The 21,282-nt window shown below is 39.2% G+C and carries 23 protein-coding genes; 7 read left to right on the plus strand and 16 right to left on the minus strand.

Annotated elements, in window-relative coordinates; translation table 11 throughout:
* Positions 1-18: 18 nt before the first annotated feature.
* The 7 genes from gspH to ACLKL2_RS10665 form a co-directional block, all read right to left on the minus strand.
* Complete coding sequence (gspH, locus tag ACLKL2_RS10635; protein WP_413691593.1) at positions 19-612, minus strand: type II secretion system minor pseudopilin GspH; 594 nt, start codon at positions 610-612, stop codon at positions 19-21.
* A gap of 19 nt (positions 613-631) precedes the next feature.
* Positions 632-1,072: a type II secretion system major pseudopilin GspG gene (gene gspG / locus ACLKL2_RS10640; protein ID WP_113820438.1), complete on the minus strand. Its 441-nt coding sequence runs from the start codon at positions 1,070-1,072 to the stop codon at positions 632-634.
* Positions 1,073-1,109: 37 nt separating this feature from the next.
* A complete protein-coding gene (gspF, locus tag ACLKL2_RS10645) occupies positions 1,110-2,324 on the minus strand; it encodes a type II secretion system inner membrane protein GspF (RefSeq protein WP_413691594.1) in 1,215 nt (404 codons plus the stop codon).
* 1 nt (position 2,325) lies between these two features.
* A complete protein-coding gene (gene gspE / locus ACLKL2_RS10650) occupies positions 2,326-3,846 on the minus strand; it encodes a type II secretion system ATPase GspE (protein WP_413691595.1) in 1,521 nt (506 codons plus the stop codon).
* Positions 3,843-5,813: a type II secretion system secretin GspD gene (gene gspD / locus ACLKL2_RS10655; protein WP_413691596.1), complete on the minus strand. Its 1,971-nt coding sequence runs from the start codon at positions 5,811-5,813 to the stop codon at positions 3,843-3,845. The genes gspE and gspD overlap by 4 nt, the downstream gene beginning before the upstream one ends.
* Positions 5,814-5,944: 131 nt before the next feature.
* Positions 5,945-6,193 carry a hypothetical protein gene (locus tag ACLKL2_RS10660; protein ID WP_413691598.1) on the minus strand — a complete coding sequence of 83 codons (249 nt, stop codon included), beginning with the start codon at positions 6,191-6,193 and terminating at the stop codon, positions 5,945-5,947.
* Positions 6,175-6,807 (minus strand): type II secretion system protein N, encoded by a 633-nt coding sequence (locus ACLKL2_RS10665; RefSeq protein WP_413691599.1) that lies wholly within the window; start codon positions 6,805-6,807, stop codon positions 6,175-6,177. The genes ACLKL2_RS10660 and ACLKL2_RS10665 overlap by 19 nt, the downstream gene beginning before the upstream one ends.
* Before the next feature lie 467 nt (positions 6,808-7,274).
* Between ACLKL2_RS10665 and hslR the strand changes: the two genes are divergently transcribed.
* The 4 genes from hslR to ACLKL2_RS10685 all read left to right on the plus strand — a co-directional run bounded on the left by hslR (position 7,275) and on the right by ACLKL2_RS10685 (position 11,140).
* Complete coding sequence (gene hslR, locus ACLKL2_RS10670) at positions 7,275-7,679, plus strand: ribosome-associated heat shock protein Hsp15 (protein WP_413691600.1); 405 nt, start codon at positions 7,275-7,277, stop codon at positions 7,677-7,679.
* 29 nt (positions 7,680-7,708) lie between these two features.
* The gene (hslO, locus tag ACLKL2_RS10675) at positions 7,709-8,569 is read left to right on the plus strand and encodes an Hsp33 family molecular chaperone HslO (RefSeq protein WP_413691602.1); all 861 of its coding nucleotides are present in this window, start codon (positions 7,709-7,711) and stop codon (positions 8,567-8,569) included.
* A gap of 174 nt (positions 8,570-8,743) precedes the next feature.
* The gene (gene pckA, locus ACLKL2_RS10680; protein WP_413691603.1) at positions 8,744-10,363 is read left to right on the plus strand and encodes a phosphoenolpyruvate carboxykinase (ATP); all 1,620 of its coding nucleotides are present in this window, start codon (positions 8,744-8,746) and stop codon (positions 10,361-10,363) included.
* A gap of 162 nt (positions 10,364-10,525) precedes the next feature.
* Positions 10,526-11,140 carry a CAP domain-containing protein gene (locus ACLKL2_RS10685; RefSeq protein ID WP_413691604.1) on the plus strand — a complete coding sequence of 205 codons (615 nt, stop codon included), beginning with the start codon at positions 10,526-10,528 and terminating at the stop codon, positions 11,138-11,140.
* A 57-nt stretch (positions 11,141-11,197) separates the two neighbouring features.
* Here the strand turns inward: ACLKL2_RS10685 and ACLKL2_RS10690 are convergent, their stop codons facing one another.
* Positions 11,198-11,719, minus strand: coding sequence for a protein disulfide oxidoreductase (locus tag ACLKL2_RS10690; protein ID WP_413691606.1), 522 nt, complete (start codon positions 11,717-11,719; stop codon positions 11,198-11,200).
* 1 nt (position 11,720) lies between these two features.
* Positions 11,721-13,829 (minus strand): protein-disulfide reductase DsbD family protein, encoded by a 2,109-nt coding sequence (locus ACLKL2_RS10695; protein WP_413691608.1) that lies wholly within the window; start codon positions 13,827-13,829, stop codon positions 11,721-11,723.
* A gap of 309 nt (positions 13,830-14,138) precedes the next feature.
* Between ACLKL2_RS10695 and ACLKL2_RS10700 the strand changes: the two genes are divergently transcribed.
* Positions 14,139-15,128, plus strand: coding sequence for a 2-hydroxyacid dehydrogenase (locus tag ACLKL2_RS10700; RefSeq protein ID WP_413691609.1), 990 nt, complete (start codon positions 14,139-14,141; stop codon positions 15,126-15,128).
* Between the two features lie 52 nt (positions 15,129-15,180).
* Here the strand turns inward: ACLKL2_RS10700 and ACLKL2_RS10705 are convergent, their stop codons facing one another.
* Positions 15,181-15,636 carry a methyltransferase family protein gene (locus ACLKL2_RS10705; protein ID WP_413691611.1) on the minus strand — a complete coding sequence of 152 codons (456 nt, stop codon included), beginning with the start codon at positions 15,634-15,636 and terminating at the stop codon, positions 15,181-15,183.
* Positions 15,637-15,849: 213 nt separating this feature from the next.
* On the opposite strand from ACLKL2_RS10705, the gene ACLKL2_RS10710 reads away from it, so the two are divergent.
* Positions 15,850-16,419 (plus strand): phosphoribosyltransferase, encoded by a 570-nt coding sequence (locus ACLKL2_RS10710; protein ID WP_113820450.1) that lies wholly within the window; start codon positions 15,850-15,852, stop codon positions 16,417-16,419.
* Between the two features lie 57 nt (positions 16,420-16,476).
* On the opposite strand, the gene ACLKL2_RS10715 is transcribed toward ACLKL2_RS10710, so the two are convergent.
* The 6 genes from ACLKL2_RS10715 to ACLKL2_RS10740 form a co-directional block, all read right to left on the minus strand.
* Positions 16,477-17,070, minus strand: coding sequence for an ACP phosphodiesterase (locus ACLKL2_RS10715; RefSeq protein WP_413691612.1), 594 nt, complete (start codon positions 17,068-17,070; stop codon positions 16,477-16,479).
* Positions 17,071-17,170: 100 nt separating this feature from the next.
* Complete coding sequence (locus ACLKL2_RS10720; protein ID WP_413691614.1) at positions 17,171-18,058, minus strand: DMT family transporter; 888 nt, start codon at positions 18,056-18,058, stop codon at positions 17,171-17,173.
* 95 nt (positions 18,059-18,153) lie between these two features.
* Positions 18,154-18,648 (minus strand): GNAT family N-acetyltransferase, encoded by a 495-nt coding sequence (locus tag ACLKL2_RS10725; RefSeq protein ID WP_113820453.1) that lies wholly within the window; start codon positions 18,646-18,648, stop codon positions 18,154-18,156.
* A 21-nt stretch (positions 18,649-18,669) separates the two neighbouring features.
* Positions 18,670-19,266, minus strand: coding sequence for a hypothetical protein (locus ACLKL2_RS10730; protein ID WP_413691616.1), 597 nt, complete (start codon positions 19,264-19,266; stop codon positions 18,670-18,672).
* Positions 19,266-19,460 carry a hypothetical protein gene (locus tag ACLKL2_RS10735; protein ID WP_413691617.1) on the minus strand — a complete coding sequence of 65 codons (195 nt, stop codon included), beginning with the start codon at positions 19,458-19,460 and terminating at the stop codon, positions 19,266-19,268. Before ACLKL2_RS10735 ends, ACLKL2_RS10730 begins: the two co-directional genes overlap by 1 nt.
* A gap of 22 nt (positions 19,461-19,482) precedes the next feature.
* On the minus strand, positions 19,483-19,950 hold the full coding sequence (locus ACLKL2_RS10740; RefSeq protein ID WP_413691619.1) for a helix-turn-helix domain-containing protein: 468 nt from the start codon (positions 19,948-19,950) through the stop codon (positions 19,483-19,485).
* Between the two features lie 139 nt (positions 19,951-20,089).
* On the opposite strand from ACLKL2_RS10740, the gene ACLKL2_RS10745 reads away from it, so the two are divergent.
* Positions 20,090-21,280 (plus strand): benzoate/H(+) symporter BenE family transporter, encoded by a 1,191-nt coding sequence (locus ACLKL2_RS10745; RefSeq protein WP_413691621.1) that lies wholly within the window; start codon positions 20,090-20,092, stop codon positions 21,278-21,280.
* Positions 21,281-21,282 lie beyond the last annotated feature (2 nt).

A 21,282-nucleotide genomic window follows, 5' to 3' on the forward strand; every position in this document is an offset into this window, starting at 1 on the left:
GCTTTTTTAGCGTTAGCTTTATTCACCGTCATACTCTTTAATCACATCGATCACACCGGTCATGGACACCTTAACGGTGACATCATGGCTAGTATCACCAGTATTAAAGAAGGTATAACTAAAGGGAGTCACTTCGCCACTCGCCATAATATAAATCACAGGTTGCAATGTGCTCTGCTCTTCCTCACCAATATTTACACGCTCAGAGTCACTAATAAATGAATCATCGGTTGCACTATTTTGTACTGCTTCTAATTCACCCCAAACACTACCGGATAAATCAAATTCAGCGAGCATATCATCAGGAAATGTCACATCGCCTTTAATACGCTCATCAACAATCGGTATCCACTGCTTAGTGGTTACATCATAAGATGTGAAGGTATAACCCTGTTCATTAAACTGAATACCAAACTCTGTATTTAAAATAAGAGCCTGATCTTGAGCAAGCTGCACCAAGGTGCTAAAACGTTGGGCATGCCATTCAGTGCTTTCAGTAGTACTGCCGCTACTGGGTAAAGTCATCACTACGCTAACAGAAACCATACCGAGTAATAACAGTACCAGCATGACTTCTAATAGCGTGAAACCTCGATTGCGATGTCGCAACATGCGCACTTAATCCTAATGACTATTTATCAAGTAAATTCCAGTTACCGATATCATCATCAGTACCCTCTTCACCATCTAGACCCACAGATAGAATGTCGATTTTGCCGTTTTCACCTGGGCTATTTAAGACATAATCATTACCCCAAGGGTCTTGTGGAAGACGTTTAATATAACCATCTTCACGGTAATTACGTGGTGTTGGTGACACGCTTGGCTCTGATACTAACGCTTCTAAGCCTTGGTCTGTTGTTGGATAAACGCTGTTATCTAACTTATACATATCCAGAGAATTCTCTAAAGCAACGATATCTGATTTCACCTTTTGGATATCAGCTTTGTCTTTGTTACCGATGAGGTTAGGTACCACCATAGCTGCTAATACACCTAGGATCACGATAACCACCATGATCTCCAGTAAAGTAAAACCTTTTTGTTGTTGCGTTGAAGTTGATTTTTTCACTTTCTTGTCCTTTTTTATTTTCTGAGAAATGGTTCAGCTATCCTGAGACCAAATTATTAAGCGCTAATATTGGTTGTAAAATTGCGGCAACAATAAACAACACAACACCCGCCATGGAAATAACTAATGCCGGCTCAAACAAACCTAATGCTAATGTCACTTGCGCCGAAAACTGTTTATCTTGATTATCTGCTGAACGTTCTAACATATTACCTAACTCGCCGCTACGCTCACCACTGGCAATCATATGTAACATCATAGGTGGGAACAGCTTCGTACTAGCTAATGCTCGCCCTAAACTTGTCCCTTCTCTGACTCGTTCAGCCGCCTCTCCTACTTTTAAACGTATATGTAGATTACTTAATACATTACCAGCAATGCTCATGGCTTCAAGCAAGGGAACTGAACTGCTATTTAAAATGCTTAATGTTCTGGCAAAACGTGCTGTATTAAGTTCATTCACCACTTTACCAACAACTGGAAAATTAAGCAGAGCACGATCAAATCGTAGCTGATTTTTAGCTTTTCGTAAGTAATGTTTAAATAATAAAAAGGCGATAATACACAAGCCAACAAAATACAAACCATAAGCGCTCAGTGCATCACTGGTAGCAATGAGAAATTTAGTCGAGGCAGGTAGGTCAGCGCCCATATGTTGGAATTGCCCAACAACTTGTGGCACCACTGAAGTTAATAGAATCGCCACCACTGAAATAGCCACCAGCGTTAATACGATTGGGTAGATCAACGCCTGCATCATCTTGCTTTTCATCTCTTGGCGCTGTTCTTCGTAATCTGCGAGTCTATCTAATACTTTTTCTAAATGACCAGACTTTTCACCCGCTGCCACCATCGCACAAAACAGGTTATCAAAGATCATCGGGTAATTACGCATACTATCGGCTAGACTATAACCTTCGATAACACCACCACGTACCGCCGAAATCATATCTTTAATTTTTGGCTTATCGCATTGGTCAGCAACCGCTTGTAACGATTCTTCAATGGGAATCGATGAGGCCACTAAAGTAGAAAGCTGGCGGGTAATAAGCGCTAAATCGGTGGTTTTTATCTTGGTTTGAATAAAACTTTTACCAGCTTTTTTACGTTTTGCAGCAATCGCCTCCACTTCTAGCGGCATCATGCCTGCATTACGTAACTGCTGCCGTAGCATACGTGCAGAATCAGCTTCTTGCGTGCCTTTTTTCTGTTTGCCTTTTGCGTCTATCGCTTTATAAGAAAAAGTAGCCACACTAATCCTCTCTTGTTACACGTAAAATCTCTTCTAACGTTGTTAGACCAGCCAATACTTTCTGGATACCATCGTCGCGAATGCTTTCTGAGGTTTTACGAATTTCACGCTCAATAGCCTGTTCACCTGCACCAGTATGGACAAGTTCACGCACTACTTCATTGACCACTAACAGCTCATGAATACCGGTACGTCCACGATACCCAGTGTGATTACATTGCATACAGCCGTCAGGGCGATAAATAATCGCTTGTTCATCTTCCGCTTTCCCTAAAATCACTTTTTCAGAATCAGTAGCAGAATGAGCAACTTTACAATGTGGACATAAACGACGTACTAAACGTTGCGCAAGCACACCTAGAATACTCGATGATAAAAGGAAAGGCTCTACACCCATATCATGTAAACGAGTTACTGCACCAACGGCAGTATTAGTGTGTAAGGTAGATAATACTAAGTGACCAGTTAAACTAGCTTGTACGGCGATCTCTGCAGTTTCTAAGTCGCGGATTTCACCAATCATCACCACATCAGGATCTTGACGTAAAATCGCACGTAAACCACGTGCAAAGGTCATATCTACCTTGGTATTAACTTGTGTTTGACCAATGCCATCGATGGCATACTCAATAGGATCTTCAACAGTAAGAATGTTCCTATCGCGCGAGTTTATCTCTAATAAACCTGCATAAAGCGTGGTACTTTTACCTGAACCCGTTGGGCCCGTCACTAAGATAATACCATGTGGTTTATGAATTAAATTTTGTAGTAATTTATGATTTTTAGGCGTCATTCCTAGTGTAGATAAATCCAGCTTAACGGCATTTTTATCCAATAAACGTAGAACTACGCGTTCACCGTGGCTCGCAGGCATGGTTGAGACACGTACATCAACAGCACGACCACCAATACGTAATGAAATACGACCATCCTGCGGAATACGCTTTTCAGCAATATCCAATTTAGCCATTACTTTAATACGAGAGACTAATAGCGCTGCTAACTTGCGTTGCGGTTTTAGTATTTCACGTAAAACACCATCGATACGGAAGCGAATAACCAAGGTTTGTTCAAAGGTTTCAATATGAATATCCGATGCTTCTTCTTTAATCGCTTCTCCTAACATAGCGTTGATCAACTTAATGATCGGCGCATCATCTTCGGCCTCTAATAAATCATCATCGGCAGGCAATTCTTCAGCTAGGGTAAAGAAATCATCAGCCCCCAAATCTTCCATTAGTTGCTGCGCTTCCAATGAAGAAGATTGATAAGCACGCGCAACTAACCTATCAAAGGTTTCATTGTCCACCTGTTGGGTACTAAAAGCATGACCTATCACACGTCTTGCCTCGACTAATAACTCCACTGAAGGTGGTTGTTTAAAACACAAAGTACTATTCGGACCGTCGTGGGACATCACCAATTCATGCTTTTTAGAGAAAGTAAAAGGCAATTGCCCCGAAGGTGTAAACTCTACAACCTCCGGATCTAATGCACTATCGACATCACTCACATTATTCATATCGCTTTATCCGCTTTTTCTAAATCAATCTCGTGATTGCTTTCACGCTCTGACTTTAAAAACGTTCTTGGATCAATTTCAACGGACTCACCCCAATGTGGCAACAGTGGGACCTCAGTTTCAGGCATTAGCGCAACACCATCAACACCTTGGCTCAGCTGTATTTGACGCATTAAGCCATACTTACGTTGGCTGAGTTGCATCATAGTTTCATCGTCACGAATAATCGTTGCACGTAAGAACACCATTAGGTTGCGTTTTTCAGTAGAACTTTGAGTAGAACGGAATAACACACCAAGGTATGGGATATCACCTAACCATGGCACTTTATCTACCGTCTCATTCACTTCTTCATCGATTAAACCACCAATTACAATGGTTTCACCTGATTTAGCTAACACAGAGGTCTTCACTGAACGAGTAGCAAACACCACATCCACTGAAGTTTGACCTTGAATACTTGATACCTCTTGTTCAATAACCATTTGTACTGAATCACCTTCATTGATCTGAGGTGTCACTTTTAACTTAATACCAACCTCTTTACGTTCAATGGTCTGGAATGGATTATCGTTAGAAGTGCTCGATGTAGAGCCTGTTAATACCGGTACTTCGTCACCAACAATAAAGCTTGCTTCTTGATTATCAAGCGTCGTAATACTCGGTGTTGCCAAGATATTTGAAGTACTGGTAGAACTTAATGCTTGAATAATGACGGCCCAATCACTGTTAACATAACCGGCTACACCACCTGAAATAGAAGATAACGCACTTGATAGATCTTCATAGTCATCTTCATCATTATCAATGGCATATACACCCGTCGCTAAATCAGTTAACGATGCACCGTTGTCGTTAAATTGAGTACCTAAACCTGAAGTACTACCCCATTGAACATTTAAACGAACACCGTCACCTTCAGACACTTCTACAATAATAGCTTCCACTAACACTTGCGCACGGCGAATATCCAACTGGTGAATAATGCTAGTTAATGACGACATTAACGCAGGTTGTGCGGAAATGATGATCGAGTTAGTTGGTTCATGTGCTTGGATATTTAAATTAGAATCGTTACTACTATTGCTCGATTTCTTCGAAGAAGGGTCTTCTAGACCTTTACTAACGCCTGTTAATACCTGAGCGACTTCTTTTGCATCAGCATATTTAAGGTAGAAAACACGTGTGTTACCGTTATTTTTCAGTTCACTATCTAAAGACTTGATCAGTTTGATGACACGGCTTCGCGTACTTGGCTCACCACTCACAATCACTGAGTTAGTTCTTTCATCGGCGACTAAACGTGGTTTAAGTACACTCGTAGAACTGCTTTTAGAGCTGGTTGAGGTTTCTTGAATAGAGTTGATCATATTAACCATGTCGAGGGCACTGGCAAATCGCAACTTAACAATATCCACTTCTTGGTCACCGGCTTTATCCACACGATGAATAATTTTCACTAAACGATTTACTACCGCCGCACGACCAGTGATCATAATAACGTTTGAAGGGTCGTAATGCACCACGTTACCACCACCAGCACTATCATTTAATTGACGTAATAAAGGCGCAAGCTCTCTTACTGATACATTGATAACAGGTACAACACGGGTAACCATCTCATCGCCTTTGTACTCACTGTCATCGTCGATAACAGGAATCGCAGCAACCTTCGCATCTTTGGATTTAATGACTTTAATGATGCCGTTATCCATTTCAACAATCGCAAAGCCATATACTTCTAATACATTTAAGAAGAATTGGTAATATTGGCTTTCATTAAGTAGGTCATAACTACGTACATTAATTTTACCGCGTACTGATGGGTCTAAAATGATGGTTTTATTTAAGTTTTTACCAACAATATTAATAAACTCATTTAAATCAGCATTTTTAAAACTAGCAGAATACTCTGCAGCTTCTACTACAGCAGACTGTGAAAACAAAACAAAAACACTAGCCCCCAAAAAGCTAACCAGTCTTTTTCTTTATTCCTAACATCATTACAACCTCATTGCTTGCTACTTCTGCTTATAATCTCGCTATTAATATATTATGACAATTAATAGTTCAGCGATTAAAACTTTATTTATTATTATTATGGAATACTAAAATATAATTCATTCAATTCACCATCACGGTCAATTGTTAAACTCATCTCAGTCATAGTTGGAAATTCTTTCATTAAACCTACTGCTTGGGTGATATCGGTTAAATCCACCCCATTTAATTCAACCGCTAAATCACCGGCTTTTAATCCGGCTTCTTCGAATAACTCCGGATTCTTACCTGGGTTAACACGATATCCCTTAATTTGGTCACCTTCTCTTACTGGCGAAATACGCACGTAATCAAGCAACTTACCGGGTCATCGACTAACTCATCTCTATCTAACGGGATCTCTTTTACTTTTGAAGCGCGGCTACTACGTTTATTGCTGCTCGTGGATCTTTTAGCACGTACTTCTTCGCCTTTTTCCAGCTTAGCTAAACGTTCGTTTTCCTCTTCTAAACCATCTAGAATCAAAGTTTGTTCTTCGCCATCCACATTAATAATAATACGGTCTTGATAGATCTCCGTGACCACTGCATCTGTACCAGGGATTTCAGAGTCAATAAAATAACTATCTTGAGAACGCTTATATTCGATGATAACACTAGAAAGTCTTGGGTCGGTGGCAGCAACTATGCCAACTAAGGTAAGTTTTAAACGCGTTTTAGGGGCTTCAATCTGTTCTTGTTGATAAACGATGCTTTTCCCTTGATAACGACCAAAAATAGCTTGTTCCTGTAATTTTTGGGTACTTAATCTATTACTCTCATTCACTTTTCTTTCAGTGGTTGGCGTCCAATTATGGCTACTTTCTGACTCTGGATAGATAGATAAGGTCAATAATGCAGACTGGTAAGCTACCGAGCTACAGATCACTGCCAATAATATTTGGGGTAGTATGGAAATCATTGCCTATATTCTCATCCTATTACTGAATTATTGAGTATCAAACATCATTGATATCATATTAATGCTAATGAAGCGCTTTATAAAATAACAATTAGCAGAAAATTTCAATATTCATGAGACTTAGGCTGTAAGTTAAAAGCTTAGCTGTTGATAAGATAACACTTTTATAAAAGTTTTTATGTCACAAGTTTATAACGAATATTATGTCATAGCTTGGCCTTGAATTATCAAGTTTTGGCCTCACTTGTTAAGTGACACTGGTCACATTAATTAAGCATACCCTGTGAGTAATTAAAATAACTTAGTACTTTTTAACCATTTTGCACAGCAAGGTAAGTTACCTTATAGGCTAAATATTTTAAAAGTAACCGAGTACACTTATATTAATAATGGTTCACTAAGCAATAGTAATTTAGCAATGCACTCATTTTTACTATACTAAAATACGTTTTTTGAGTTAAGAATTTATGACAATACAGACTGTTAGACTAGATAAATGGCTATGGGCCGCACGTTTCTATAAAACCCGTAGTTTAGCGCGAGATATGGTACAAGGCGGCAAGGTCCATTATAATGGGCAACGCTGTAAGGCCAGTAAAAACGTTGAAGTGGGCGCTATCTTATCGATTCGTCAAGGTGAACTTTTATTCGAAGTGGTCGTTGAGCAATTATCAGAGCAGCGACGAGGCGCGCCGATCGCACAAACACTTTATCAAGAGACTGAAAAAAGTGTTGGCAAGCGAGAGCAGCACCAGATGTTACGCAAATTAAGTTTACAAAATGCACCACATCCGGACCGAAAACCTAATAAAAAAGAACGCCGCGAACTAATACAGGCAAAAACACAACGCAATACAGCTAATTTTGAATAATGCTGCACCTATAAATATTGAGAGAATTTATGACAGACCAACTACAACGCTTCCTATTTGATGACTTCGAGATTCGTGGCGAAATCGCACAGGCACATGCAGCTTTTGAAGAGTGTGTGACTAATCACGACTACCCAGTAGAAGTAGCCAATACAATTGGAGAGTTATTAATCGCAACCAGTCTGCTAACTGCAACATTAAAGTTTAAAGGTAAAATTGCAGTTCAAATTCAGGGCGATGGTCCATTAAGCATGGCAGTTATTAATGCGAACCAAAACCTTGAAGTCCGTGGTACTGCACGTTATCAAGGCGATACAACTGGTTTATCTTTTTCTGAATTAATTGGTAAAGGCAACCTAATGATCACCATCACCCCTGATAATGGCGAACGTTACCAAGGTATTGTGGCATTAGAAAAAGCAACGCTAGCCGCTTGTTTAGAAGATTACTTTGTTCAATCTGAACAGCTTGCGACTAAAATAAGCCTATTTGCAGATAGTGCTAGCACTCCTGTGCAAGCAGCTGGTTTATTGATTCAAACTTTACCTGCACACAGCGAAACCCATGAAGAAGATTTTGCACATGTATGTGCATTAGCCAATACAATTAAAGCAGAAGAGATCTACACACTGCAAAATGATGATCTATTATTCCGCTTATATCATCAGGAAAAAGTTCGCCTATTTGAGACCCAACCAATTAACTTTGTGTGTGGTTGTTCAAAAGAGCGTTGCTTGTCTTCATTAGCCTCGTTAGATGAAGAAGAGATCAAAGATATTTTAGAAGAACAAGACAGTATTGATATGCGTTGTGAGTATTGTGCAACAACCTATTCATTCAAAGAGAAAGATTTACAAATCCTTTTCACTTCTACAAATCAAAAGCATTGATTTATCATACAAAAGTGTGATGTCACAAAGTTGCCATGGATATTTTTCCGTGGCATTTTTTTGCCTAAAAATCAGACAATGATCCCACTTATCTCAGCATAATTCCCTTACTCTCCGAATGGTTACATTAGATTTTTTTCATAAAATTAATATTGGCTATAAAGGGGAAAAACCATGGCCCAAACACCACTATCGACTGCAAAACTGAAAGAATACGGCATCACAAATATCTCGGAAATTTTATACAACCCGAGTTATGAAACACTGTTTAAGGAAGAAACTGCGGAGTCTTTAAGTGGCTATGAAAAAGGCATTATTACAAGCAATGGAACTGTGGCTGTTGATACGGGCATATTTACAGGGCGTTCACCTAAAGATAAATACATTGTCAAAGACGACACCACTCGCGATACGGTTTGGTGGAGTGACCAGGGTAAGAATGATAATAAAGCTATTGATCAAAGTACTTGGAATGCACTCAAGCAAATTGTCACAGAGCAACTCTCTAATAAAAAACTATTTGTAGTAGATGCTTACTGCGGTGCGAATGAAAATTCTCGCTTGAAGGTTCGCTTTATTATGGAAGTTGCATGGCAAGCTCATTTTGTAAAAAACATGTTTATTCGTCCTACAGAGGAAGAGTTGGTAGATTTTGAACCTGATTTTGTAGTGATGAATGGCTCTAAAACGAATAATCCAAATTGGCAACAACAAGGGCTTAACTCTGAAAACTTTGTTGCATTTAACCTAACCGAAAAAGTACAAATCATCGGTGGTACTTGGTACGGTGGAGAGATGAAAAAAGGCTTATTCTCGGTGATGAACTACCTATTACCGTTAAATGGCATGGCTTCTATGCATTGCTCAGCTAATATCGGGGAGGCAGGAGATACCGCTATCTTCTTCGGTTTATCAGGCACAGGCAAAACCACCTTATCCACAGATCCAAAACGCGCATTAATTGGTGATGATGAACATGGCTGGGACGACCAAGGTGTATTCAACTTTGAAGGGGGTTGCTACGCTAAAACAATTCGTCTGAGCGAAGAGGCGGAGCCAGATATTTTTGGTGCGATTAAACGCAACGCCTTGTTAGAAAACGTCATGATCGACGATCAAGGCCAAGTCGATTATGACGATGCCAGCAAAACAGAAAATGGACGCGTTTCTTACCCGATCGACCATATTGAAAATATCGTTAAACCGATATCTAAAGGTGGCCACGCTAAAAAAGTGATTTTTTTAACTGCAGATGCATTTGGTGTATTACCACCTGTTTCTAAGTTAACCAAAGCACAAACACAATACCACTTCCTGTCTGGCTTTACCGCTAAACTGGCTGGTACTGAGCGTGGTATTACTGAACCAACACCTACATTCTCAGCTTGCTTTGGAGCTGCTTTTTTAAGCCTGCATCCAACGCAATACGCACAACAGTTAGTGAAAAGAATGGAAGCTTGTGGCGCTGAAGCTTATTTAGTAAATACCGGTTGGAATGGTTCGGGTAAACGTATTTCAATCCAAGATACACGTGGCATTATTGATGCAATCTTAGATGGGTCGATTGAAAAAGCGGAAGTGACGACTATCCCTTTATTTAATTTACAAGTGCCTACTAGCCTACCTAATGTAGACAGTAGTATCTTAGATCCACGAGATACCTATGCAGATACTGCAGAGTGGGGCCATAAAGCTGAAAAATTAGCGCATCTATTTATTGATAACTTTGCACGTTACACGGATAAAGAAGAAGGCAAAATATTACTTTCAGCAGGACCTAAGTTAAGCGACTAACTCACCTGACCAGTAACACACTCATGGTATTTATTATGAGTGTGTTACTAACATACAACGCAACTCTTTCCCCCTTTTGATTTCACTTTTTGATGGAACTATCAACTCACAGTTGTGGTCTACTGCTGCGATATACATAAACATATTAAAAGGGACATTATCATGAAATCTTGGTTAGCATTGTTATGCTGTGGCTTATCATTAACGGCTTGTGGCAGTAGCTCTTCAAATAGTAGCGGCACAGTAGAGACAGAGGCGACAAGCAATACAAGTAGCACGACAGTGCAAACAGACTCAACGGAAACAAGTACTGACGAAACCACAGATTCAACCGATTACAGCGCAATGAGTTGCGAAGATAACTTAATTGAAGCGTTAACTCTGATTAATCAACTACGAGCCGAGTCACAAACCTGTGGAGCGACCACTTACCCTGCCGTAGATGCCGTTACTTGGAGTTCAGTATTAACCTTGGCTGCAGAAGAGCATTCTTCAAATATGGCTAACTATAATTTCTTTAGTCATACCGGTTTAGATGACAGCACAGTTGGTACCAGAGTCACAGCACAAGGTTATGAGTGGAGCTACGTTTCTGAGAATATCGCTGCCGGTCAAACGTCAGTGCAAGACGCAGTAGATGGTTGGATGGAAAGTGAAGGTCATTGTATTAATATTATGAGTGAAAATGCACAGGAGATGGGTCTAGCTTGCGCAGTGAATAGCGATGCAGACTATCAATATTATTGGACACAGGTATTTGCTAAACCATTACAATAAAAAGAAAAAGTAAGGAAGTGCTTTTAATAACAACTTCCTTACTTTAAAAGATATCGCTTAACTTAATAGCATTCTTGCCCACATGCCAAATGGGCTAGTAAAACCAGTGGTTACCGCAGTAATTTCACCTTTATCTACCACAATTAAAGTGGGTGTTAAGCTAATGCCCCAAGTTCGACTGATCACCGTTTTAGGATCATTTAGTACCGTAAAATCATAATCTTTTGCATTCAGGTATTGTTGTACACGCTCTTCACTTCCTGAACTCAAAGCAATACTCACCACTTGCATACCATCGCTAACAAAGTTCACCGAAGGTGACACTGTCGTACAAACACTACACCAAGTTGCCCAGAAATAGACTAGTACTGGCTTTTCTTGGCTCATGGCAATCAAATCAACCTGCTCACCTTGCACGCTAGTTGCCACTAATGCAGGTGCTTTACCTGATGCTATTGATTGAGCTCGCCATAAATCAACACCCCAACCTAATGCTAAGGCTAGCAGTATATAAATAGCACCGGACTTAAGGTGACTACCCCAGCCTTTTTTAGGCTTTTTAACATTTTCATCAGTCATGTTATTGGCCTTTTGCTTGTTGGATCGCTTTCATCACATCATCGCTATTTAAAATAGTAGATAACTCAATACCATTAGGTGCTGCTGGCCCATAAACAATATTAAAAGGCACACCATAACGATTAAATGATTGTAAATAGGCAGTCACATCATCAGCACGCACCGTCCAATCACCGCTCATCGCTATCACATCTTGCTTTTGCAATTCGCTAGAAACCGGTTCTTGTAATAACACCCCAATTTTATTCGCCTTACAGGTGACACACCACTTAGCTGTCACATCGACAAATACCACATGTCCTTTAGCGACTTCCTGTTGAATTACTTGTGTATCCAAAGGCACCCACTGTGTTTCATCGTGAAGTGGGTCAACCCAATGTTTAGCGGTTAAATGATTCACTAAAAAGGCTATGGAAACCACCACGAACAAACTTAATAAGCTAATCAGAAAAACGCGTTTCCCGTGTTTTTTCCAAATTAAAATGGCAAAGATAAACACCATTAACAAAGCAGTCATCACAGTATAAGTAACACCGATAAAACTACTTAATAGGCTAATTAGCCATAAACAAGTAAGTAGAATAAGCAGCGCAAATATAAGTTTGACTGTGCCCATCCATTTACCTGGTTTAGGCATTAATGTTGCAATGTTTGGGAACACAGCGATCAATAACCAAGGGAGCGCCATGCCTATCCCTAACGCCGTGAAAATAGCAAATAATTGCCAAGGAGATGCACCTAAAGCAAAAGCGACAGCAGTTCCTAAGAAGGGTGCACTACAAGGTGTGGCTAACAAGGTAGCAAACATACCTTGTAGATAATGGCCAAGATAACTATGTCCACCTTTAGTCGCTAACCAAGTTTGCATCGAAGAAGGTAATTGGATTTCAAATAAGCCCAACATATTGGCGGTAAACAACGCTGTAACAACGACCATAAAGCCAATAAAATAAGGGTTCTGGAACTGAATTCCCCAGCCTAATGCTTCGCCTGAGAATTTTAGTATTAAAAGAAATAATGCTAATAACCAAAACGAACTGATAATACCTACACTAGAAGCTAAGAACTGTTTACGAATTTGCGAGCGTTGACTGCCATCTACACCTAAAACTGAGCTTAATTTCAACCCTAAAACGGGTAATACACAGGGCATAATATTCAGAATTAAACCACCCAGTAAGGCAATTAGAAAAATTGAAAAAATAGATTGCCCAGCACTTGAAATAGGGTCACTACCTAATGTAGTTGCCACTTCCACTGCCACATCAGTATCAACCACGGTGATATTAACCAGGGCATTACTTAAATCGACTTCACCTCCCCAGCTGGTTGCATCAAAGGTAGCCGTGACTTGTTTGCCTGCAACTTCAAGAACCGGTTTTGAGAAAAAGACATTCTCTAATTCAGAGTCACTACTATCTATAAAAAGGTCTGGTTGCTGCCAATCTAGTTGATGTGATAATTGTACAACTACTTGTTGATTCGCTTGATCCCATGCACTCTTTATCTCAGTAATATTGGCATTATTTTTTTGCGCTTCAATCGCTGCTTGATCAACTAAAATGGGCACACTACTCACAGCCTGAGCGTAAGCAAAAGCAACATCATCGTTAATGGTTAATTGTTGCGGATTAAAGGTTAAATTAATCTCATAATCGGTTAATACACAGATAGTTGTACAAGAAGCTAAGGTTAAAGTACCTTTTAAACGACTCATTTGATTCGGGTCATCTAAAGTGATTTGCATCGGAAAATGAATTTGATCTTTATAACCAACAGTTTCAACCCCTAACACAGGATAACGTTTAGGCGTTGGCCATGACCAATCTACATCCTTAATATTCGCAGACTGTGTTGACCAATCGAATGTGGGTGCAACACCACCTTCACCTGGTGAGCGCCAATAGGTTTTCCAACCCGACGCCAAACTGACATTTAAAATACTATTCACTGCATTTTCTTCAACTTGGCCGGTTAACTGTAAATTCACTTTTACCGGTAGATGATTAAAATTGGTGATCCAACCTGTTTCAGGAGCTTGTGCAAAAGCACTGTTGATTAACCCAAAGAACAATAAAAATGATAAACCGAACTGCCTTAATCTGGACATGATGACTCCGAAACCGATACAAAATAAAGTGATGAATATGATAAATACAACACTGCGAGAATAGCTGTGACTCAATAAGATTCAAAAGGTTCTAATTACCCAAAATACTTGACCGTCAATGTCCTAAATTTATTGCACCTTATTTAGCTCATTATGAAACAAATTTATCCGCTAACAAAGTCATCCCTATAGTTAAGTTATAACGTATAAAGTGTACAATCGAGATAAAGCAGAAAAACCAATCAATATTTTTGCCAAATCAATATTCAAATTACAGTATTTTTATCTTAAAACATGGAGTTACCTTTTATGAAAGTCGCTATGTTCAGTTCTCGTAGTTATGATATTCAACACTTTGAACCATTAATTTCAGCTTCCATGAGTATTAATTTTTTTGATACTCAACTTAACCAGCAAACTGCGGCATTAGCTTCGGGCTATGATGCTGTTTGTGCTTTCGTAAACGATGATTTAAGCGAACAAGTATTAGTACAGCTGCATGAGCTAGGAATCAAATATATCGCGATGCGTTGTGCTGGTTTTAATAATATCGATCTAGATTGTGCTAAAAAATTAGGTTTAACCATCGTTCGTGTTCCCGCTTATTCACCTGAAGCCGTGGCAGAGCATACCATTGCGTTATTAATGACATTAAACCGTCGTACTCACAAAGCCTACCAGCGCACACGTGATGCTAACTTTTCATTAGAAGGCCTAGTTGGGTTTAATCTGCACGGTAAAACTGTTGGTATTATTGGCACCGGTAAGATTGGTATTGCGACCATGGCTATTTTTAAAGGCTTTGGTTGTAAAATTCTAGCTGCTGACCCTTACCCTTCTGCTCATGCCAAAGCACTAGGCGCTGAATATGTTGATTTCCCAACCCTATTCAAAAACAGTGATGTGATCAGCTTGCACTGCCCATTAACTAGCGATAACAAACACCTATTAAATAAAAATACCTTTGATTTAATGAAAAAAGGCGTCGTGATTGTGAATACTAGTCGCGGTGGTTTGTTGAATGCACATGATGCCATTGAAGCGTTAAAATCAGGGCGTATTGGAGGGTTAGGTTTAGATGTTTATGAGGAAGAAGAGCATCTGTTTTTTAATGACCATTCTAGTGAAATTATTACTGACGATACCTTCCGACGCTTATCGGCTTGTCATAACGTTATCTTTACTGGCCATCAAGCTTTCTTAACTAAAGAAGCATTAACCAGCATTGCTGAAACAACACTGGATAATTTACAACAGCTTCAAGACGGAAAAACGTGCGACAACGAAGTAAGTGAGTAATCACTAACAAGCTATACCTTAAGTGATTACTTAAGGCATAGCTTACTTTTATTTATAACCACCTTCTAACTTGGTTTTTATAGGCTTCAAACTGTGAACCAAAGATGCGCATTAATGCCTTCTCTTCCGGCTCAATAAAGCGCTTATTCATACTGTAGATATAAAAAGGGATCACTAATAAGCATAATGAATTCCCTAATACACAGGCTTCAGCAAGTAACAAACCAAGCAAGCCTAAATACATGGGGTTACGCGAATAACGATAGATACCCGTATTTACTAGCACAGAGGCTTTCTCTGGGGTAGTTGGGTCAACGGTTGTATTGGCTTTTTTGAATGCCCAGCCTCCTGATAAAACCACCAACATAGCGATAATGACAATGAATAAAGCCAACCAATGCAAAACAGGTAAGTGAACATTCACACTACTCAATAAATAACTAATTAACAGCATCATTAACATATATAACAGCGTGATGACCGGCGGATATCTTAAAATTCGTAACATAATTTGCCTCTTATCAAACAATAGAACCAATATTTCTGTAGATTTAGATCTTTCGAGTAGCCTAATATGATGGGGATTTCTTAATGAGATCTGAAAATTATATAATTTACGTCATAAAAGGCTTGTTTATCTGTTTTTTTAGCATACAAATTGTGCAGAATGCTATTTTTTAGTTTAAACTGCGCGACTAATTTAATTCCAGAGGAAAATGATATGTCTGATAAGGTCTTTATCACTGCACAACAATTACTTGAAGACTCATTTCGTCTTGCATCACAAGTTTACGATAGTGGCTTCCGCCCACAGTTTATAGTTGGTATTTGGCGTGGCGGTGCACCAATCGGTATTGCAGTTCAAGAATTCTTTGACTACAAAAAAGTAGAAACAGATCATATCGCAGTACGAACCTCTTCTTACTACGGCATCGGTAAACAAAGCAAAACCATTAAAGTACATGGTTTACATTACATCATTGAAAATGCAAATGCAGACGATGGTTTACTGATTGTTGACGATGTATTTGATTCAGGACGAAGTGTTGTTGCGTTAACTGAAAAGCTAACTGAAGTAATGCGTTTAAATATGCCACGTGACGTGCGTATTGCGACACCATACTACAAGCCAAAAAACAAAGCTGTAGATATGGTACCTGATTACTACATCCATGAATCAGATGAATGGTTAGTATTCCCACATGAAGCATCAGGTTTATCAGTAGAAGAAATTACTGAAGGAAAAAGTGACTTTAAAAACATCGCTCACTTATTCACTAAAGAAGACTAATATTCACCGTGCTATATTGTGATTGAAGGAGGCTATATGCCTCCTTTTTTATATTTATTAATCACTGACAAACTGTTTACTAGCTACTAACACATCTGCATAGAGTTCAGTAAAAATAGCTGCGAAGTCCTGATAATGCTCAACCAACACTTCGCCAGTTTCCGCAAGTGGTGCCATTCTTGGGCTATGTGATGACATCCTTTGTAAGGCATATTCAATATTACTGATTTTTTGATAGGACTCGATCCATTTATCCCGCCATACTAAGCCATTGATACGCATAAACCGTTCCGGTAATTGCACATTCTCAGCGAGTGTTTCCTGCTCAATTTGACGCTCAGCTAAACAACAAAATTCACGTAAACTTAACGCTTGAAAATCAGACCAATTAGCCGCTAAACAATGGTCCCAAAACATATCTAACGCAATAGGAGCATAACGACGAAGATGCGTTGGAAATAGCTTTTTTGCTGCAAGAACTTGTGTATGTTTATCTGTGAAACTATCCACAAAGCGATGTAAACGGATCCCTTCAACAATGGTTGCAGGAAACTGTGTATCTGGATTGCCTTTAACAAAGTCACCTAAGAAGTTACCAGTAAAGCTGGTATTGGTAACCTCGGCAATATGTAAATGCGCAAGATAATTCATATTACTGATTAACCTTTATCGAGAGAATACTGTCATGATGTAGGTAAAAGCTATCTATTACAAATATTTGAAGCGCATTCACTTGGTTAACTCGCAGACATTACGCTTGATTTAATGTCGACTCAACGGCACTTTGTTCGTGGCGCTTACTGACCATGATCCCGATAAATACCACAAAAATACTTAACCATTGCCATAAGGTTAACACTTCGTTCAGTAACAATGCCGACAATAACAAGGCAAATACAGGCACTAAATTAGAATAAGCAGCGGCAGTGAGTACAGAAGAGCGTTGCAAGCCATAATTATACATACCGTAAGCACCTAATGTCACCGCAGAGCCCAAGTACACAATGTTCATCAAGGCATAAAAGTCATGTTGTTGTGGCCACTCCATAAACGCAAGAAATGGCGCAAAGAATAGTGTGCCAGATAAGCCCTGTAGTGCAATCAGTGATAAAGCCGAGTAACGATTTAACAGATGCTTCATCGCCACCACATAGATAGCGGCACACACCATGGCTAAGGCTTCTAAACTATTTCCTAATAATGGGTTAGGTGCATGGTCAGTATGAGGAGAAACAACGCTGAGTAGAATGCCGCCTGTAATACACAGGGAAAACCCCACTATTATGTTTTTACTGAGTTTTTCCTGTAGTAAAAAGTACGCAAAAAAAGCCACTAAAAGAGGTAAACAAGAAACAATGACCCCAGCCTGTGATGCTGAGGTAAACTGCATTGCGTGTCCTTCAAATAGATAATATAAACACGGCTCTGCTAGTGACATGATCAGCAACCACTTCCAGTCACCCTGTTGATATTTAAAACGTTTTACCCAAGGCCAAAGACAGAGGCAAATCACCAAGGTAATCAGCATACGCAAAAAAATTACAAAATTAGGCGGGTAAAAATCAATAGCCACTTTTAAGGTGATAAAAGAACTTCCCCATAAAAAAGTCGCTATTAAAAAACACAATACAGCTGGCATATTTTTCACTCTGAAAAATCTCAGTATCCTACCACCCGTTTTGCACTTTTGTCATAATAAGTTATTTAAAAAATGATATTTTTTACTACTTAAATTTAATACTCTATTTCTTGATGGTATAAGCTAAAACCACGCGCTTGATAGTTTGCTAAAGCGCTCGGATGATCCAAACTACAGGTATGAACCCAAAGACGCCTAGCTTGACAAGTTTGCCAAGCTTGTTGAATGGCATAACTCAGTAAATAACCACCAAAACCTTTACCAATAAAGGCAGGGCTTAATCCAAAATACTTAATCTCTACTGCTTGTTCTTCAGCAATCTCTAACTCAAAGTAACCAGCAATAGCCCCTTCATAATAAGCTACCCAAGTTCGCAAATTATCGCGTTCAACATAGATTTTCCAGCTTTCATCGGACTCTTTCAATTTATCAAACCACTGCCACTGCTCACCAATTAACGAATAGAGGAAACGGTTAAAACGATACTCTTTAATTTTTGCTTCGGTAATCGTTAAACCAGGTACGCTTGGCTTAGCCTTTAACTCAGTTTCAGCTAGCATCTGTAAATAATAAATGGTGGTGTTGCTCATTATCTTCCTTACTTCAAAATGTTAATTAGTTTTACCTGTGGCTTTTTCATATAATTCGTTGAAATTTTTAGTACTAAAAATGAAGTCTTCGCCACCAGAGTAGGCTTTTAACGTAACAGAAGGTTGCGCTAAAAATTGTGCCAATACAAAATCGTTACTCGGTTCTGTATCTGCATAAAAAACCACTAATTCACCTTTACAAATCACCGCAAAGCGCACCAATTCTTGATTAACATACATAGGTGTTGATTCAGGTTGTTCACTTTGTCCGTCGGCACAACCTTGTGCTTGTTTAGTCTGAAAAAATATACTTAATTTCTGATAACTGCCTCTGCCTAACAGAGCAATAATAGGTCTTGTATTGACCTCTTTAGTCAAAATCACATTTTGCTTTTCATTGATATACCAACCTCTATCATTCTCAACTTTCTCTTGTAAAGAGATTTGATCTAAATATTTAGGTACATCATCAAGGTAAATATCTACCGTCCTAGCCAGATTCTTCCAGCGACCATTGATTGGTAGATAATAATAAGCTAAATCAATAGCTTGCCCATTAACCACTACTTCCCATAAACCCTTATAGTGTGCATCCTGAATCTTACTTGTTTCAATCACTAGGTTTTCAGGTGTGGTGTTCCCGCAGCTTTCACAATATTTTTGAGTACTTGGATATGTTCATTTTGTAATAGCTGCAAGGCTAATGTTGCTTCTTTTTTACTCACACGTTGCGCTTGGTCCGCCACTGAAGATACACAATAAAAGAGCAAACTAACCAGCAACAGTGACAGTGATTTCCTTATGTTCATCATACTTCCCTTCGAATAACTCATATTAAGGATAATGGATAATATTGAAGAAGCGCAATAAGTCATTACCTACATTACGATATCCATGTGCTTGATCAGCATTAAATTTAGCACTTTCACCAGTATTCAGTCTATGCCACTGATCTCCGCAAAAGTATTCCATTTCACCACAGGTTACAACAATATGCTCGAGTACACCTGTTTGATGCGCCTCTGAATATTGTTCATGGCCAATGGCAAAACACAACTCAAACATCTCAATGCCAGTGTGTTTATCAAATTCAAACAGTGTATTAATACTCACTTTTTTGTCCGCTAAAAGGCCCTGTATATGAGAAGTTTGCTCATTATTCACACCTAAAAAAGCAGACAATGGCAAATTAAAGCCAGTCGCTATTTTCCAAAGCTTTGCAATAGTTGGGCTAGATTCGCCTCGTTCAATCTGCCCTAACATGGCTTTTGATACACCACAATGCTGACTCGCAACATCCAAACTCCAGCCTTTTCCTGTACGATTTTTTTAAGCTGAGTAGCTACTGTTTCATTAATAAAATCTGACATATTTACCTTGTGCGTTATAACAGTCAATGTTAGCTTAAGCATATTGTACGTTAAAACGCACGGAAGGTATTATGAAAACTGTTTGGCATCGGGTCAACTTTATTATTGCGGCAATGAGCGCTGGATTAGTGGCAGTGATTGTCGGATTTTCTAGTTCAGTGGCACTACTCTATCAACTAGTGATTAACCTTGGTGGTGATAGTCAGATGGTTGCCAGTTGGTTTTTAGCATTGGGTATTAGTATGGGGTTATTGAGCATTGCCCTTTCATACTGTTACCGCATTCCTGTTCTCATCGCCTGGTCAACACCAGGTGCTGCATTGATGGTGGCAAACGTACAAGGGTTTACACTCAACGAGGCGGCCGGCGGTTTTATTGTTGGTGCTTTTCTGTTATTTATTTTCCCGCTATTAATGCCTTTGGATAAACTGTTTAAATGGTTACCTCAACAACTAGCATCAGCGATGTTAGCTGGCATATTATTAAACTTTGGTTTTTCTGTCTTTACTCAGATGGATCTCCAGCCAATCTTAATCATTAGTATGTTTATCAGCTATTTATTAGCAAAGCGTTTTGCGCCGCAATGGGCATTATTAATTGTAATCATAGTGTCTGCCACTTTAGCTTGGCAACTACAACTCATTGAAAGTAAAAGCATTGATTGGCAATGGAGCACATTACAATTTATTCAGCCAGAATTTTCATGGTCGGTGATAGTAGGTATTAGCATACCGTTATTTATCGTGACGACAGCGGCTCAAAATATTCCTGGTATCGCCATGTTGCAGAGTTTTGGCTACCACGCACCGATTAAGAAAGTATTATCCATTACTGGATTCACTAATTTATTTACTGCGGCCTTTGGAGGTTATGCACTGAACCTTGCTGCAATTAGCGCTTCTATTTGTATGTCTGAGGATGTTCATGAAGATCCCAAGAAACGTTATTGGGCAAGTATCTGGGCAGGTATTTTTTATATAATACTAGGTCTATTAGCCGCTTATATTATGGCTTGGTTTGCGCTTTTACCTTCCTCTTTAATCTTGGCACTAGCGGGTATTGCTTTATTTGGGACGATCACACATAGCTTACAACAGAGTGTTAATAGCGAATCAAAACATGTCAATGAAGCCGCAGTGATCACCCTATTAATCACAGCTTCTCCAATCGCATTATGGGGATTAAGCTCGGTGATTTGGGGAGTAATTGGTGGCGGATTGGTTTTATTCATTAGCCAACTCAAAACCAAGTCCATGAAATAGCA

It is taken from the genome of Psychromonas sp. KJ10-2 (assembly GCF_047323255.1).
Classification (GTDB): Bacteria; Pseudomonadota; Gammaproteobacteria; order Enterobacterales; family Psychromonadaceae; genus Psychromonas.